Source organism: Ensifer sp. GW823-FHT05D09 (genome assembly GCF_058795755.1).
Genome location: NZ_JBXAIA010000001.1, coordinates 369,275 through 383,565 on the forward strand (window position 1 = coordinate 369,275; position 14,291 = coordinate 383,565).

Below are 14,291 nucleotides of genomic sequence, written 5' to 3' on the forward strand. Positions count from 1 at the left end.
CTGGTGCTGCGGATCGCGCATTATGCACGGGCGCTCCGCTCGATAGAGACAGTGTGCATGCGTCGTGCGAAACAGTTTCCTCACGACGCGTGGTAATTCAAGTCGGCCAAGACTGCGCAACCATTCTTGACCGGGTCCACTAAAGCGCGTCGCGATCTTTCAGATACGCTTGGCGCGCTTTATGTTCTTGTTTCTGCGCCTGTCGTTATCGCAAAACCGCGGCACACTTTTGCGCCATGCTTTGGGGAAACGGACGCTTGACGTGCGGTCGGCGAGTGATCGCGCCGCACGTCAAGATGGAAGTGGCGTCCTCAGATGCGCGGTTCCACCTCGGAGGCAAGCGGGATCGAGGGCTGGGCGCCACGCTTGAGGCAGGCGAGCGATCCGGCAACGGCGGCACGACGGAGCGCGTCGGGAAAGGCGAGCTTCTCGTCGAGGCTTGCGGCGAGATAACCGCAGAACGTGTCGCCGGCGCCGACGGTGTCGACCGGATCGATCTTCAGGCCACGGGCGCGATGGACCTCGCCCTCGTGCACGGCGACGACGCCTTCGGCACCCAGCGTGACAATAACGGTGTGACCGGTTTCGGCGTGCAGCGTCTTCATCGCCTCTTCCCGTTCAGTGCTTCCGATGCCGGTCTTGCCGGCCAGAAGTTCGAACTCCGTTTCGTTGGCGATGACGATATCGGCCAGTCGACCGAGGCGGGCCGCTTCCGGGGTTAGGGGCGCGATGTTGATGACCGAGCGAATGCCTTTGCGTCGTGCCTCGGCGAGCGCCTTTTCCACCGATGCGGCCGGGATTTCCAGCTGCAGCATCAAGGTGTCGCCAGCGTGCATGCCGTCGACGGCGGCAACGGCATCGGCTTCGTTGACGGTCGCGTTGGCGCTGGCGACGACGACGATGACATTCTCGCCGTCACCGCCGACGAGAATGTGGGCCGTGCCTGTCGGCTCGTCCACCGTTTTGGTCAACGACAGGTCGGCGCCAGCTTCCTTCAGCAGTTCGAGCGCGCCATCGGCAAAGCTGTCCGAGCCGACGGCGCCGGCCATGTGGACGATGGCGCCGGCGCGGCGGGCGGCCAGCGCCTGGTTAGCGCCCTTGCCGCCGGCCGCTGTCGAAAAGCCCGAGCCGGCAACGGTTTCACCCGGCTTCGGCAGGCGCGCGGTCGTGGCGATCAGGTCCATGTTGATAGACCCAAAAACAGTGATCATGTGAAGATGTCCCGTCGATTTGCTGATTTTGGCCGGAGAGTGCCCGAGACCGTCAGTCCTCGTCAACCACCCTGAGGCGCAATTGCCCGACGCGATTGTCGACCGCATGACGTGGTTCGTCGTCCGGCCGACCGGCGCCATCGGCCTGAAGCTCCAGCGCCTCGATCTTGGCACCGCGGCGCGCAAGCTTGCCCGAAGAGATCAGGATCTCCTCGACATCCTTCTGGCTCATGGCAAAGTGGCCCTGCAATTTGCGAACCCGTTCATCGAGGCGCGTCAGGTCCTCCATCAGTCGCGCGACCTCGCCCTGGATGAGATGCGCCTGCTCGCGCATGCGGGCGTCCCGCAGGATCGACTGGATAACCTGGATCGACAACAGCAGCAGCGATGGCGAGACGATGACGATGCGCTGCCGGTGCGCTTTCTGGACGATCGCTTCGAAGTGCTCGTGGATCTCGGCGAAGATCGATTCGGAGGGAACGAAGAGGAAAGCCGTCTCCTGCGTCTCACCGGGGATCAGGTATTTGCTGGCGATATCGCGGACATGCACCTCCATGTCGCGGCGGAAGAGCTGCACCATCTGCTGGCGCCGCTCCGGGGTGGCCGCGTCGCGCATGCCGTTCCAGGCTTCGAGCGGAAATTTCGCGTCGATCACCAGCGGCGGCTGGTCGTTGGGCATGCGGATGGTGCAATCCGGGCGGGCACCGTTGGAAAGCGTCGTCTGGAAGGCAAAGGCCCCCATCGGCAGGCCGTCGGCGACGATCGTTTCCATGCGTGACTGGCCGAAGGCGCCGCGCGTCTGCTTGTTCGTAAGGATCGCCTGCAGCCCGGCCATGTCCTTCGCCAGCGACTGGATGTTGTTCTGGGCGGTGTCGATGACGGCAAGCCGCTCCTGCAATCGCCGCAGGTTTTCGTGCGTTGCCTTGGTCTGCTCGCTGATCGAGGTGCCGATCCTGTGGGTCATGCCGTCGATGCGCTGGCTCAGCGTCTGGTTTAGTTCCGCCTGGCGGGTGCCGAAAACGTCGGCCATGGCGGCAATGCGACCCTGCATTTCCGCTTGTGCCGCCAGAAGCATGGCCATCTGTTCGTGACGCTCGTCGTCACCTGCCCGACGCCGCCGCGAAACGGACATCAGCACGAAGCCGACGGCCAGCACGGCCAAAAGCATGCCGAAGTGAACGACGGTGACCGGCACGGTGCCGACGAGAAAGACGGGCTGATCGAAAGAAATGGGCGCAGGTTCCATGCGGCGAGCCTAACAGATTCTCTTTTGAAGACCAGATCAAAACAAGAACATTTGCGCCGAGCGGTTAACGAGATCCGGGCATTCGCACTGAGCACTCAAGAGTGCGCGCCAATTTTCTTGCACCGGCAAGGAAAGATCGGTTATGGGAGCGATATGACGATCAAGCCACTCATCATCCTCCCCGATCCTGTCCTGCGTCAGGTCTCGACCCCGATCGAAACCATCGACGCCGACATCCGTCGCCTGGCCGACGACATGCTCGAGACCATGTATGACGCCCCCGGCATCGGCCTTGCTGCCATCCAGATCGGCGTGGCAAAGCGCATGCTGGTGCTCGACGTCTCCAAGGAAGGCGACGAGAAGACCCCGCACGTCTTCATCAACCCCGAGATTGTCGCTTCGTCCGACGAGTATTCGGTCTATGAGGAAGGCTGCCTCTCCATTCCGGACTACTACGCAGAAGTCGAGCGTCCGGCCGAGGTGACCGTCAAGCATCTTGATCGTGACGGCAAGGAACAGATCGTCAAGGCCGATGGCCTGCTTGCGACCTGCCTGCAGCACGAGATCGATCATCTGAACGGCGTGCTGTTCATCGACCACATCTCCAAGCTCAAGCGCGACATGGTGATCCGCCGGTTCACCAAGGCCGCAAAGACCCGCGGCGCCAAGGCGATCTGATCCTCGAGCAAAGCGCTGCAGCAGCGCTTTGTCATTGAAGGGCTTGATTTGAGGCGCGTAAACCCGTTTGAAGGGACCTGATTTCAAACGGTCGGAGTACGCGCCTTGTCGCTTCGCATCATCTTCATGGGAACGCCGGAATTTTCCGTGCCGACGCTAGCAGCACTTGCCGGCGCCGGTCACGAGATCGTCGCCGTCTATACCCAGCCTCCCAGGCCCGGCGGCCGCCGCGGGCTCGATCTGCAGAAGTCGCCCGTACACCAGGCAGCCGAACTGCTCGGCATTCCCGTACTGACGCCTGTCAATTTCAAGGACGAGGCCGACCGCCAGACCTTCCGCGAGTTCGATGCGGATGTCGCCGTCGTCGTTGCCTATGGCCTGCTCCTGCCCGAAGCGATCCTGACCGGAACGCGGCTCGGCTGCTACAATGGCCACGCCTCCCTGCTTCCGCGCTGGCGCGGTGCGGCTCCGATCCAGCGCGCCATCATGGCCGGAGACCATGAGACCGGCATGATGGTGATGAAGATGGACAAGGGGCTCGATACCGGTCCGGTCGCGCTCACCAAGGCCGTGCAGATCGGTGAGGCGATGACCGCGGGCGAGTTGCACGACAAGCTGATGCAGGTCGGCGCCACCTTGATGAAGGAGGCGATCGGCAAGCTTGAGGCCGACGATCTGCCGCTGACCGAGCAGGCGGAAGAAGGTGTTGTCTACGCCCAAAAGATCAGCAAGGCCGAGACCCGCATCGATTTCAGCAAGAGCGCACGCCAAGTGCACGACCACATTCGCGGTCTGTCGCCCTTTCCGGGCGCCTGGTTCGAGCTGGGGATCGCCGGCAAGCCGGAGCGCGTCAAGGTTCTGAATTCCGAGCGTGTGGCGGGCGAAGGGCCCGCCGGCACCGTTATCGACGACAGCCTGACCATTGCCTGCGGCGAAGGGGCCGTGCGGCCGACGCGGCTGCAGCGGGCCGGCGGCAAGGCGCTTGATCTCGCCGACTTCCTGCGCGGCACACCCGTCGTCGCCGGCACGAGGGTCGGCTGATGCCGCGTTTTCGGCTGACCGTCGAGTATGACGGCTCTGATTATGTCGGCTGGCAGCGGCAGGATAACGGCGCCTCCGTCCAGGGCGCGATCGAAAAGGCGATCCTGTCCCTGACCGGTGAAACCGTCTCGATCCGCGGTGCCGGGCGCACCGATTCCGGCGTGCATGCCGTTGGCCAGGTGGCGCATGCGGACCTGACGCGCCAGTGGAAACCGCACACGCTGCGCAATGCGCTGAACGCCCATCTCGGCATGGCCGGCGAGGGTGTCTCGATCCTCGATGCCCAGGAGGTGACGGACGCCTTCGACGCGCGGTTTTCGGCGCTGCGCCGCCACTACCTCTACCGCATCATCTGCCGGCCGTCGCGGCTGGCGCTGGAGGCAAAACGCGCCTGGTGGGTGACGAAGCCGCTCGATCACGAGGCGATGCATGAGGGCGCGCAGCGGCTTGTCGGCCATCACGACTTCACCACCTTCCGCTCGGTCCATTGTCAGGCGACAAGTCCGATGCGCACGCTTGACCGGCTGGACGTGACCCGCTCCGGCGAGCTGATCGAAATTCGCGCGACCGCGCAAAGCTTCCTGCACAATCAGATCCGCTCCTTTGCCGGCTCGCTGAAGCTGGTGGGTGAGGGAAAATGGACGCCGGACGACCTGCAGGCGGCGCTTGAGGCGCGCGACCGGAAGGCCTGCGGCCCGGTGGCGCCGCCTGACGGGCTTTATTTCATGCAGGTCGACTACTGAGAAAGAGACCGGCGCGCGCAAACGGCGCGCGGACGTCGAGGTTGGCGTGCTGTTTGTCAGCTCGGGATCAGGCCGAAAAACCGCTGCAGAAATTCACCCATCATCATCGACGGCAGCAGGAAGAGTGCCGTCAGTGCCGTGGCCAGCAGGGTCTGGTTTCCGGTGATGATGCGCATCAGCCGGAAGAGCACACCGATGCTGACGAAGAGCAGCACCAGCCAGATCAGGCTGGTCAGCCCCTCGCTGCCGGGAATGACGAGGCGGATCGCCGCCGGCACCGCCATCGCGTAGGATAGCGGTACGGACAGCCAGTTGGTGGTGACAATGATCGGCACGACAGCGGTGGTAAAACCGAGCGGGCGGGCCAGCATGAAAATCAGCACCAGTGGCAGCAGCCAGCTGACGAGATCGACGACCAGAAGCTTGAAGACGAAGCTGAAGCCGACCGTGGTTCCCGACGGCATCGCAGAGAGGTAATAAAGCCGCCAGGACGCCCAGGTGACGGCGATCGCCGGCAGGCACCAGAGCATCGCCGCAAATGAGCGCCAGAGGCCGCTCTCGCTGAAATCGAGCCAGCGGAACCCTTCGCCATTGCCCTGGATCAGCAGCCAGAGCCCCTTGATATAGGCGAGAACCTCCTCAAGCAGCGGCATGGCCGAACCAGCTGAAGATGAAGGTTTCGTAGATTTGCGTCAGCGTTTCGAGATCGGCGACGGCGACGCGCTCGTCGACCATGTGCATGGTCTGGCCGACGAGGCCGAATTCGACGACGGGGCAATAGTCCTTGATGAACCGCGCGTCCGAGGTGCCGCCAGTGGTCGAAAGCTTCGGCTGCTGGCCGGTGACCGTTTCGACGGCGCCCGACAGAGATGAGATCAGCGCATTGTTGCGCGTCAGGAAAACGTGGCTCGGCCGTTCGTTCCAGGTGAGCTCGTAGCGGACCGGATCGCGACCCGGTCGCAATGCGCCGTCGGCCGCCGCACGGTCGAGCCGGGCGATGATCTCCGCCATCAGGCTGTCGGCGGTCCAGGTGTCGTTGAAGCGGATGTTGAAGGCCGCACTCGCCTTTGCCGGGATGACGTTGACGGCTCCGTTGCCGACGTCGATCGTCGTCACTTCCAGGTTCGACGGCTGGAAGTTTTCCGTGCCGTTGTCGAAGGGCGGGTCCATCAGCGCCTGGGTCAACTGCAGGATGCCGCGCACCGGGCTGTCGGCGAGATGCGGATAGGCCGCGTGACCCTGAACGCCGTTGACGGTGATCCGTCCGGAAAGGGAGCCGCGCCGGCCGATCTTGATCATGTCGCCGAGACGATCCGGGTTGGTCGGCTCGCCGACCAGGCAGGCATCCCAGCGTTCGCCCTTGGCGGCCGCCCAGTCGAGAAGTTTCGTCGTGCCGTTGATAGCAGGGCCTTCCTCGTCGCCGGTGATGAGGAAGGAGATCGAGCCCTTCGGGGGCCCGTGCTTTTCGATGTGGCGGGCGACGGCTGCGACGAAGCAGGCGATGCCGCCCTTCATGTCGACGGCGCCGCGGCCATACATTTCGCCGCCGGCGATGTCGGCCGAGAACGGACCGTGGGTCCAGGCATTTTCGTCGCCCACCGGCACCACGTCGGTATGGCCGGCAAACATCAGGTGCGGGCCATCATCGCCGAGCCGGGCATAGAGGTTCTCGATATCGGGTGTGCCGGCCTCCGTCGCCATGACGCGGTCGACGGCAAAGCCGAGCGGCGCCAGCATGGCTTCGAGCGCTGAGAGCGCGCCGCCTTCGGCGGGGGTAACGGAGGGGCAACGGATGAGGGTAGCGAGATTGGCGATCGGATCGGTCGAGGTCATGTAGCGATATGCCGTCTGCGTGGCGCTAAGGCCAATGGGATTGAGGCTGCTGGTTTATCCGATCGTTGCGCGGCTGTCACGCAGGATGCAACGCGGCGCTGCATCGGGGGCGGAGATGCAGCGCCGCAGCGTCAGCGGGCCGGGATGGGGCCGGCCCGCATGAACCGTGGAAGGTCGAAGGTCCTATTCTGCGGGTGCCAGATGCGGTGCTTCGATATGGGCGCCGGCGTGCTTCAAGGGCCGCTCGCCGGTAAGCTTGCGGATCAGCACGTAGAACACCGGGGTCATGAAGATCCCGAAGGCGGTGACACCGATCATACCGGCAAAGACCGCGACACCCATGGCCGAGCGCATTTCAGCACCGGCGCCGGTGGAGATCACCAGGGGCACGACACCCATGATGAAGGCCATCGAGGTCATCAGGATCGGCCGCAGACGCAACCGGCTCGCCTCGATCGCCGCCTGGACTGCGGTGCTGCCCGACAGTTCCAGTTCGCGGGCGAACTCGACGATCAGGATGGCGTTCTTGGCCGATAGCCCGACGAGCACGATCAGGCCGATCTGGGTGAAGACGTTGTTGTCGCCTCCCGTCAGCCAGACGCCGGCAAGGGCCGCCATGATGCCCATCGGCACGATCAGGATGATCGCGATCGGCAGCGTCAGGCTCTCATACTGGGCGGCAAGCACCAGATAGACCAGGAGCAGCGCCAGCGGGAAGACGAGCATGCCCGAATTGCCGGCAAGGATCTGCTGGTAGGTGAGGTCCGTCCACTCGAACGCGATGCCGGGCGGCAGGGTTTCGGCAGCGATCTTCTCGATTGCCGCCTGGGCCTGGCCCGAGGAGAAGCCCGGTGCCGGGCCGCCGTTGATGTCGGCCGACAGGAAGCCGTTGTAGCGGATCGCCCGCTCGGCGCCGACCGTCTGCTCGACCTTCAGGAGCGCCGACAGCGGGATCATCTCGCCCGACTGCGACCGCACCTTCAGTTTGCCGATGTCGTCGGCGTGGCTGCGATAGTTGGCATCGGCCTGGACGCGAACGCTGTAGGTGCGGCCAAAGGCATTGAAGTCGTTGACGTAGAGCGAGCCCAGATAGATCTGCAGCGTCTCGAACACATCGGTTACCTCGACGCCAAGCTGGCGCGCCTTGACGCGGTCAAGATCGGCATAGAGCTGCGGCACGTTGATCTGGAAGCTCGAGTAGATCCCAGCCAGCTCGGGCGTCTGGTAGGCCTTTGCGAGGAACGCCTTGGTCGCCTCGTCGAGAGCCTGGTAGCCAAGACCGTTCTTGTCCTCGATCTGGAGCTTGAAGCCGCCGGTGGTGCCGAGACCCTGGACGGGCGGTGGCGGGAACATGGCGATAAAGGCATCCTGGATCGCGCCGAACTCCTGGTTCAGCTGCATGGCGATCGCTCCGCCGGAAAGCTCAGGCGTCTTGCGCTCCTCGAACGGCTTCAGCGCCACGAAGACGATGCCGGAGTTCGACGAGTTGGTGAAACCGTTGATCGAGAGACCCGGGAAGGCGATGGCGTTTTCGACGCCGGGATGCTTGAGGGCGATATCGCTCATGCGGCGGATGACGTCTTCCGAGCGGTCGAGCGTGGCTGCGTCAGGCAATTGCGCAAAACCGATCAGGTATTGCTTGTCCTGCGCCGGCACGAAGCCGCCGGGAACAGCACGGAACAGCACGAATGTGACGCCGAGCAGCAGGACGTAGACGACCATGATCAGCGACTTGCGCGACAGGATGCGGCCGACGCCGCGGCCATAGGCCTCGGAGCTCCGACCGAAGAAGCGGTTGAAGCCGCGGAAGAACCAGCCGAACACCTTGTCCATGGCGCGGGTCAGCCAATCCTTCGGAGCGTGGTGATCCCGCAGCAGGAGGGCCGCGAGCGCCGGCGAGAGCGTCAGCGAGTTGATGGCGGAGATCACCGTCGAAATGGCGATGGTCAGCGCGAACTGGCGATAGAACTGCCCGGTCAGGCCGGTGATGAAGGCCAGCGGCACGAACACGGCGACGAGCACCAGTGCGATCGCGATGATCGGCCCGGACACTTCCTGCATCGCGCGGTAGGTCGCTTGAACAGGCGAAAGGCCCTGCTCAATGTTGCGCTCGACGTTTTCGACCACGACGATGGCGTCGTCGACGACGATGCCGATCGCCAGCACCAGGCCGAAGAGGCTGAGCGCATTGATCGAGAAGCCGAACACGTACATCACCGCGAAGGTGCCGACGATCGAGACGGGAACGGCGACGAGCGGGATGATCGAGGCGCGCCAGGTCTGCAGGAAGACGATGACGACGATGACGACGAGAGCGATCGCTTCGAGCAGGGTATGGATGACCGACTCGATCGAGGCGCGTACGAACTGGGTGGTGTCGTAGACGATCTCATAGTCGACGCCTTCCGGCATGGTTAGCTTCAGCTCGGCCATCGCCTTGTGGACGTTTTCCGAAATCTGGATCGCGTTCGAGCCCGGCGCCTGGAAGACGCCCATGCCGACAGCGGCCTTGTTGTCGAGCAACGAGCGCAGCGAGTAGTCGGCAGCACCCATTTCGACACGGGCGACATCGCCGAGGCGCGTCACCTCGCCGCCGGTGCCCGACTTGACGACGATGTTGGCAAAGTCCTCAGGCGTCTGCAGGCGCCCTTGTGCGTTGACGGAAAGCTGGAGGTCGAGGCCGGGAACCGAAGGAGAGGCGCCAATGACGCCGGCAGCCGCCTGGACGTTCTGCGCCCGGATGGCGTTGGCGATGTCGCTCGCCGCCAGGCCGCGTTCGGCCGCCTTCTGCGGGTCGATCCAGACGCGCATCGAATAGTCGCCACCACCGAAGATCTGCACCTGGCCGACGCCGTCGATCCGGGCAAGCCGGTCCTTGACGTTGAGAACGCCGTAATTGCGCAGGTAGTTGATGTCGTACTGGCCGTTGGGCGAGAGCAGATGCACCACCAGCGTCAGGTCCGGTGAGCTCTTGACGGTGGTAACGCCGAGACGGCGCACTTCCTCCGGCAGTCGCGGCTCGGCCTGCGAAACGCGGTTCTGGATCAGCTGTTGCGCCTGGTCCGGGTCGGTGCCGAGCTCGAAGGTGACGGTGAGCGTCATCAGGCCGTCGGCCGTCGCCTGGCTCTGCATGTAGAGCATGCCTTCGACGCCGTTGATCTGTTCTTCGAGCGGAGTTGCTACGGTTTCGGCGATGACAGCCGGGTTGGCACCGGGATATTGCGCCCGCACGACGATCTGCGGCGGAACGACTTCGGGATATTCGGAAATCGGCAGGCCGGTCATGCCGAGCAGGCCGCCCACGAAAATCAGGACCGAAAGAACGCCCGCGAAGACCGGGCGGTCGACGAAGAAGCGTGAGAAATTCATTGACGTATCCCCCTTGGGACGAGTTCAGGCAAACCTCCAGCGGTCGCGGCAAGACCTCTCGCCACGCGCCGGGTTTGCAGAGTGATGTCTGGGCGGCCAGATCCGCGTCGGCCATAGCCGAGGCGGATGCCGTCATGTCCTACTTGGTGGCGATCGACGCCGTCGTTTCTTCCACCTGCTGCGGTGCCACGAGCACGCCCGGGCGCACCCGCTGCAGGCCGTTGACGACGATGTTTTCGCCGGTCTTCAGGCCACTTTCGACGATACGCAGCCCGTCGGAGTTCGGGCCGAGTATCACCTGGCGGTACTCGACCTTGTTGTCGGCGCCGACGACAAAGACGAACTTCTTGTCCTGGTCGGAGCCGATGGCGCGATCGCTGATGACAAGCTTTTCCTCGGGCTCCGGTTCGCCGATGCGGATGCGGACGAACTGGCCGGGGATCAGACGCCCGTCGGCATTCTCGAGTGCTGCGCGAACGCGGATCGTGCCGGTTGCCGCGTCCACCTCGTTGTTGATGAGCTGGATATGGCCCGAGATCGGCGTGCCCTCGTCGGCAGCGGTGCCGACCTGCACCGGGATGCGCTCGATGGCGTTGCCGCCGGCCGAGGCCTGGAGCCGGGCGAGTGCGGTCGTCACCACTTCTTCACTGGCGCTGAAGCTTGCATAGATCGGGTCGACCGAAACAAGCGTCGTCAGGACTGGCGAGGCGGAGCCGGCGGCAACGAGGTTGCCGGCGGTCACTTCCAGCCGACCGACGCGGCCGGAGATCGGTGCCCTGACCTCGGTGTACTGGAGGTCAAGTTCGGCCGTGCGCAACGCCGCCTTGGCCGAGCGCACGCTTGCCTGCGCCTCGTCGAAGGCGCTGAGGCGCTGGTCGACGCCGCTCTGCGGGATCGCGCTGGTGGTGACGAGCTTGCGCCCGCGGTCAAGTTCGGTCTTGGCAAGGGCGACGCGGGCTTCAGCCGCCGAGACTTGGGCTGCGGCGCGGTCGACGGCCGCCGCGTAGGGCTCGGGATCGATGGTCAGCAGCAGGTCGCCCTTCTTCACCAGGGCGCCCTCGCGGAAGTGGCTTTCCAGAATGGCGCCGCCGACGCGGGGGCGGATCTCGACGCGTTCGATCGCTTCAAGCCGCCCGGAAAAATCCTCCCAGGTGGTGATGCGGCGCGATTGGGCCTTGGCGACCGAAACCGGTACGGCCGGCGGCGGGGCCGCTGCCGTTTCAGTTGCGGCGTCCGCCTCGAAATGCTGCGGCAGGCCAAGAAGAACGGCGGCTGCGCCAGCGGTAGACAATAGGATGCTCAGGCCGGCGCCCCAGAGGGCCCGGCGGGTCACTGTCGATGTCATTTTTCTCTCCTTGCCGGTTGGGAGCCGGCGCTTTTGCTGCTGTCGTCAGCGAAGGGGAGGGCCGGCGGCCCTGTCGTCCGTTGCTAACGCATCGTCATTTCCGCCGGCTTTGCCCCTGCCTGTTGAAAGAAGCGGGAAAAAATGCCGGTAATCGTTTCTTCCTGGGCGGCCCAGGTTTCGGCGTTCACGGTATTTTGCGGTATCCACCCGGCCCGGCCGGGAAGAATTTGGGATTGAACGCTCACACCCGCCTGGCGCAGGCGCTCCGCATAGGCCGCGGTCTCGTCGCGCATCGGGCATTCCTCGCTGGTCAGGATCAAAGCGGGCACCAGACCGGCGAGCCGCGTACAGTGCGCGGGCGCAGCGTAAGGGTGCGTGAAGCCACCGCATTCGCCGAGATAGCGTTGCCAGCCGTCGGCGATCGATTGCACCGAGGTCTCGGGACAGTATTTGCGAAATGACGCGGTCGCCAGGCAAGGGTCGAGCATCGGCGACAGCAGGATTTGCCCCTTGAGGTCGGTCAGGAACTGGTCGCGGGCCATCAGCGCCACGCCGGCGGCAATGTTGCCGCCGGCTTCTTCGCCGGCGATGAACAGCATCGACTTCTTGTGCGCGAATTGCGGGCAACGCGCCCGCATCGAGGACAGCATCGAATAGGTGACGTCGAGTGCTGCCGGAAAGGGATTGAGGCAGGCCGAGGAATATTCCGGCGAGATAACGACGGCGCCAGCCGCCGCAAGCGCCTTGGCGACGCGCTCGCCGGCGGCGATCGAACTGCCGACGAAGGAGCCGCCATGCAGGTGCAGAACGACCGGCGGTGGATTGAGCAGCGTTTCGCCACTATAGACACGCGCCGGGCACGCGCCTTGGCCCGTCTGCATCGTCTCCAGTTTAAAGCGTTCACCCATCTCTCTTGCCTTTGCCACGGGGTCATCCCACATGAGGCGACAACCCGCCATGATGGGAGAATAACATTGTCTTCTGTCTGGAATAGTCAGTTCAATCCGACTACACTATTCATTATCTCGAACAATCACGGCTATTGAAAATGGACCAGCTCACGGCCATGCGCGCGTTTCTCCGCGTTGTCGAAACCGGCAATTTCACACGGGCTTCCGCATCGCTCAATATGCCCAAGGCAACCGTCACCAATTTGATCCAGGGGTTGGAAGCGCATCTGCGCACCAAATTGCTCAACCGAACGACCCGTCGGGTTCTCGTCACGCCGGATGGCGCGCTTTATTATGAACGCGCCGCCCGGCTCGTCACCGATCTCGACGAGCTCGACGGCAGCCTGTCGAGCGCCCAGACCTTGCCGAAAGGGCGGCTGCGCGTGGAGATGGCCAGCGCCATCGCCAACCTCATCGTCATCCCGGCCCTGCCGGAATTCCACAAGCGTTATCCCGACATCCAGATCGACCTCGGCGTCTCGGACCGCACTGTCGATTACGTTGCCGAGAATGTCGACTGCGCCATTCGCGTCGGCACCCTGACCGACCAGTCGCTGATTGCCCGTCGCATCACCGACATGAGCTTCATCGCCTGTGCGGCGCCCGACTATCTCGACCGCTGCTCGACGCCGCAACATCCGTCCGACCTTTCGAAGAATTGTTATGTCGTCGGCTATTTTCGCCCGCAGACCGGTCAGCAGATGCCGTTCTATTTCAAGCGCGGCGCCGAGGAGATCGAGGTTCACGGCCGTTATGCGGTTGCCGCCAACGAATCGACCACCTATCTTGCCGCCGCCCGCGCCGGCCTCGGCGTCATCCAGGCGCCCCGCTTCATGGTGCGCGACGATCTGCAGAGCGGCGCCATGCGGCCGGTTCTGACCGACTGGCAAATCGATTCGATGCCGATCTATCTGGTCTACCCGCCCAACCGACACCTGAGCAGCCGGCTGCGCGTCTTTGCCGACTGGGTGGTGAAAGTCATCGCCCAGTCGCAGCTCGACGGCGAATAGACCTATTTGGCGCGTTCCGCGTCATAACGTTCACGCGCCGCATCGAGCGTGCCGAAATGCGTCTCGGCCCAGCGATCAAGCACCAGCAGGGTTTCGCTGAGCGAACGGCCGACAGGGCTCAGGCTATATTCCACGTGCGGTGGCACGGTCTTCTTGTCCTCGCGCATGACGAGGCCGTTGCGTTCCAGCTCCTTCAGCGTCTGGGTCAACATCTTCTGCGAGATGTCGCCGAGGCGGCGCATCAGTGCGGCGTTGCGCATCGGCCCTTCTTCGAGCGCCGAGATGATCAACATCTGCCACTTACCGGCGATCAGCTCCAGAGCGTGGCGAGACGAGCAGGTCGGGTCGAAGACGTCAGGAACGGAGGCAGCGTGTGCTTGCGGCAGGTCTGTCGACATTTTCATAGTTACCAAAAGGTGCGTAATTGCTCTTCGGTGCCTATCCTACCAGATTGGTCTCCAGATGGAAATTTCGATGGAGACGGCAATGGCATGGATCATCCTGATAGCGGCGAGCCTGATTGAAATCATCATGGGCCTGGCGCTCAAATATGCGGAGGGCTGGACGAAACTGGTGCCGAGCGTCATCGGCATCGCCGCGGCCCTCGGCAGCGTCTACCTGCTGACGATCGCCATGCGCGACCTGCCGGCCGGCACCGCCTATGCCGCCTGGACCGGCATAGGCTCGGTCGGCATCACCGTGCTCGGCATCGTGCTGTTCGGCGACCCCGTCTCCTGGATGCGGATCACCTGCATCGCCATGATCATCGTCGCCGTCGCCGGCCTTCGCTTCCTCGAAGCCTGACGCGGTCAGCCTCGATAGCCGAGACGAAAAAGCGCCGCGATCGGATCGCGGCGCTTTTTGA

At 63.9% G+C, this 14,291-nt stretch carries 13 protein-coding genes; 5 read left to right on the top strand and 8 right to left on the bottom strand.

What is annotated here, in order from left to right; genetic code table 11:
- Nucleotides 1-311 precede the first annotated feature (311 nt).
- Nucleotides 312-1,211: a ribokinase gene (locus AC1Q80_RS01850; RefSeq protein WP_492359483.1), complete on the bottom strand. Its 900-nt coding sequence runs from the start codon at nucleotides 1,209-1,211 to the stop codon at nucleotides 312-314.
- 52 nt (nucleotides 1,212-1,263) lie between these two features.
- Nucleotides 1,264-2,457, bottom strand: coding sequence for a DNA recombination protein RmuC (locus AC1Q80_RS01855; RefSeq protein WP_492359484.1), 1,194 nt, complete (start codon nucleotides 2,455-2,457; stop codon nucleotides 1,264-1,266).
- A 153-nt stretch (nucleotides 2,458-2,610) separates the two neighbouring features.
- On the opposite strand from AC1Q80_RS01855, the gene def reads away from it, so the two are divergent.
- From def to truA, 3 genes are all read left to right on the top strand, one after another.
- Nucleotides 2,611-3,135 (top strand): peptide deformylase, encoded by a 525-nt coding sequence (gene def / locus AC1Q80_RS01860; RefSeq protein WP_173418833.1) that lies wholly within the window; start codon nucleotides 2,611-2,613, stop codon nucleotides 3,133-3,135.
- A 105-nt stretch (nucleotides 3,136-3,240) separates the two neighbouring features.
- Nucleotides 3,241-4,176, top strand: a complete 936-nt coding sequence (fmt, locus tag AC1Q80_RS01865) for a methionyl-tRNA formyltransferase (RefSeq protein WP_492359485.1) — start codon at nucleotides 3,241-3,243, stop codon at nucleotides 4,174-4,176.
- Nucleotides 4,176-4,919, top strand: coding sequence for a tRNA pseudouridine(38-40) synthase TruA (truA, locus tag AC1Q80_RS01870; RefSeq protein WP_492359486.1), 744 nt, complete (start codon nucleotides 4,176-4,178; stop codon nucleotides 4,917-4,919). Before fmt ends, truA begins: the two co-directional genes overlap by 1 nt.
- A 56-nt stretch (nucleotides 4,920-4,975) precedes the next feature.
- Here the strand turns inward: truA and AC1Q80_RS01875 are convergent, their stop codons facing one another.
- From AC1Q80_RS01875 to AC1Q80_RS01895, 5 genes are all read right to left on the bottom strand, one after another.
- On the bottom strand, nucleotides 4,976-5,572 hold the full coding sequence (locus AC1Q80_RS01875; RefSeq protein ID WP_492359487.1) for a hypothetical protein: 597 nt from the start codon (nucleotides 5,570-5,572) through the stop codon (nucleotides 4,976-4,978).
- A complete protein-coding gene (gene dapE / locus AC1Q80_RS01880) occupies nucleotides 5,559-6,752 on the bottom strand; it encodes a succinyl-diaminopimelate desuccinylase (RefSeq protein WP_492359488.1) in 1,194 nt (397 codons plus the stop codon). Before dapE ends, AC1Q80_RS01875 begins: the two co-directional genes overlap by 14 nt.
- Before the next feature lie 183 nt (nucleotides 6,753-6,935).
- Entirely contained in the window at nucleotides 6,936-10,121 is a 3,186-nt protein-coding gene (locus tag AC1Q80_RS01885) for an efflux RND transporter permease subunit (protein ID WP_492359489.1), read from the bottom strand.
- 139 nt (nucleotides 10,122-10,260) lie between these two features.
- Nucleotides 10,261-11,466 carry an efflux RND transporter periplasmic adaptor subunit gene (locus tag AC1Q80_RS01890; protein ID WP_173418839.1) on the bottom strand — a complete coding sequence of 402 codons (1,206 nt, stop codon included), beginning with the start codon at nucleotides 11,464-11,466 and terminating at the stop codon, nucleotides 10,261-10,263.
- A gap of 83 nt (nucleotides 11,467-11,549) precedes the next feature.
- On the bottom strand, nucleotides 11,550-12,374 hold the full coding sequence (locus AC1Q80_RS01895; RefSeq protein WP_492359845.1) for an alpha/beta hydrolase: 825 nt from the start codon (nucleotides 12,372-12,374) through the stop codon (nucleotides 11,550-11,552).
- 140 nt (nucleotides 12,375-12,514) lie between these two features.
- On the opposite strand from AC1Q80_RS01895, the gene AC1Q80_RS01900 reads away from it, so the two are divergent.
- The gene (locus tag AC1Q80_RS01900) at nucleotides 12,515-13,426 is read left to right on the top strand and encodes a LysR family transcriptional regulator (protein WP_492359490.1); all 912 of its coding nucleotides are present in this window, start codon (nucleotides 12,515-12,517) and stop codon (nucleotides 13,424-13,426) included.
- A 2-nt stretch (nucleotides 13,427-13,428) separates the two neighbouring features.
- Here AC1Q80_RS01900 and AC1Q80_RS01905 read toward each other — a convergent pair whose 3' ends face one another.
- On the bottom strand, nucleotides 13,429-13,824 hold the full coding sequence (locus AC1Q80_RS01905) for a winged helix-turn-helix transcriptional regulator (RefSeq protein WP_173418841.1): 396 nt from the start codon (nucleotides 13,822-13,824) through the stop codon (nucleotides 13,429-13,431).
- 88 nt (nucleotides 13,825-13,912) lie between these two features.
- Between AC1Q80_RS01905 and AC1Q80_RS01910 the strand changes: the two genes are divergently transcribed.
- Nucleotides 13,913-14,230 carry a DMT family transporter gene (locus tag AC1Q80_RS01910; RefSeq protein ID WP_053248943.1) on the top strand — a complete coding sequence of 106 codons (318 nt, stop codon included), beginning with the start codon at nucleotides 13,913-13,915 and terminating at the stop codon, nucleotides 14,228-14,230.
- The last annotated feature ends 61 nt before the right edge of the window (nucleotides 14,231-14,291 follow it).

Bases quoted from the DNA above. Each gene is read 5' to 3' on its own strand.
- AC1Q80_RS01850 (WP_492359483.1), bottom strand. From the start codon at position 1,211: ATGATCACTGTTTTTGGGTCTATCAACATGGACCTGATCGCCACGACC.
- dapE (WP_492359488.1), bottom strand. From the start codon at position 6,752: ATGACCTCGACCGATCCGATCGCCAATCTCGCTACCCTCATCCGTTGC.
- AC1Q80_RS01895 (WP_492359845.1), bottom strand. From the start codon at position 12,374: ATGGGTGAACGCTTTAAACTGGAGACGATGCAGACGGGCCAAGGCGCG.
- AC1Q80_RS01855 (WP_492359484.1), bottom strand. From the start codon at position 2,457: ATGGAACCTGCGCCCATTTCTTTCGATCAGCCCGTCTTTCTCGTCGGC.
- AC1Q80_RS01910 (WP_053248943.1), top strand. From the start codon at position 13,913: ATGGCATGGATCATCCTGATAGCGGCGAGCCTGATTGAAATCATCATG.
- AC1Q80_RS01900 (WP_492359490.1), top strand. From the start codon at position 12,515: ATGGACCAGCTCACGGCCATGCGCGCGTTTCTCCGCGTTGTCGAAACC.
- def (WP_173418833.1), top strand. From the start codon at position 2,611: ATGACGATCAAGCCACTCATCATCCTCCCCGATCCTGTCCTGCGTCAG.
- AC1Q80_RS01875 (WP_492359487.1), bottom strand. From the start codon at position 5,572: ATGCCGCTGCTTGAGGAGGTTCTCGCCTATATCAAGGGGCTCTGGCTG.
- AC1Q80_RS01885 (WP_492359489.1), bottom strand. From the start codon at position 10,121: ATGAATTTCTCACGCTTCTTCGTCGACCGCCCGGTCTTCGCGGGCGTT.
- AC1Q80_RS01905 (WP_173418841.1), bottom strand. From the start codon at position 13,824: ATGTCGACAGACCTGCCGCAAGCACACGCTGCCTCCGTTCCTGACGTC.
- AC1Q80_RS01890 (WP_173418839.1), bottom strand. From the start codon at position 11,466: ATGACATCGACAGTGACCCGCCGGGCCCTCTGGGGCGCCGGCCTGAGC.
- truA (WP_492359486.1), top strand. From the start codon at position 4,176: ATGCCGCGTTTTCGGCTGACCGTCGAGTATGACGGCTCTGATTATGTC.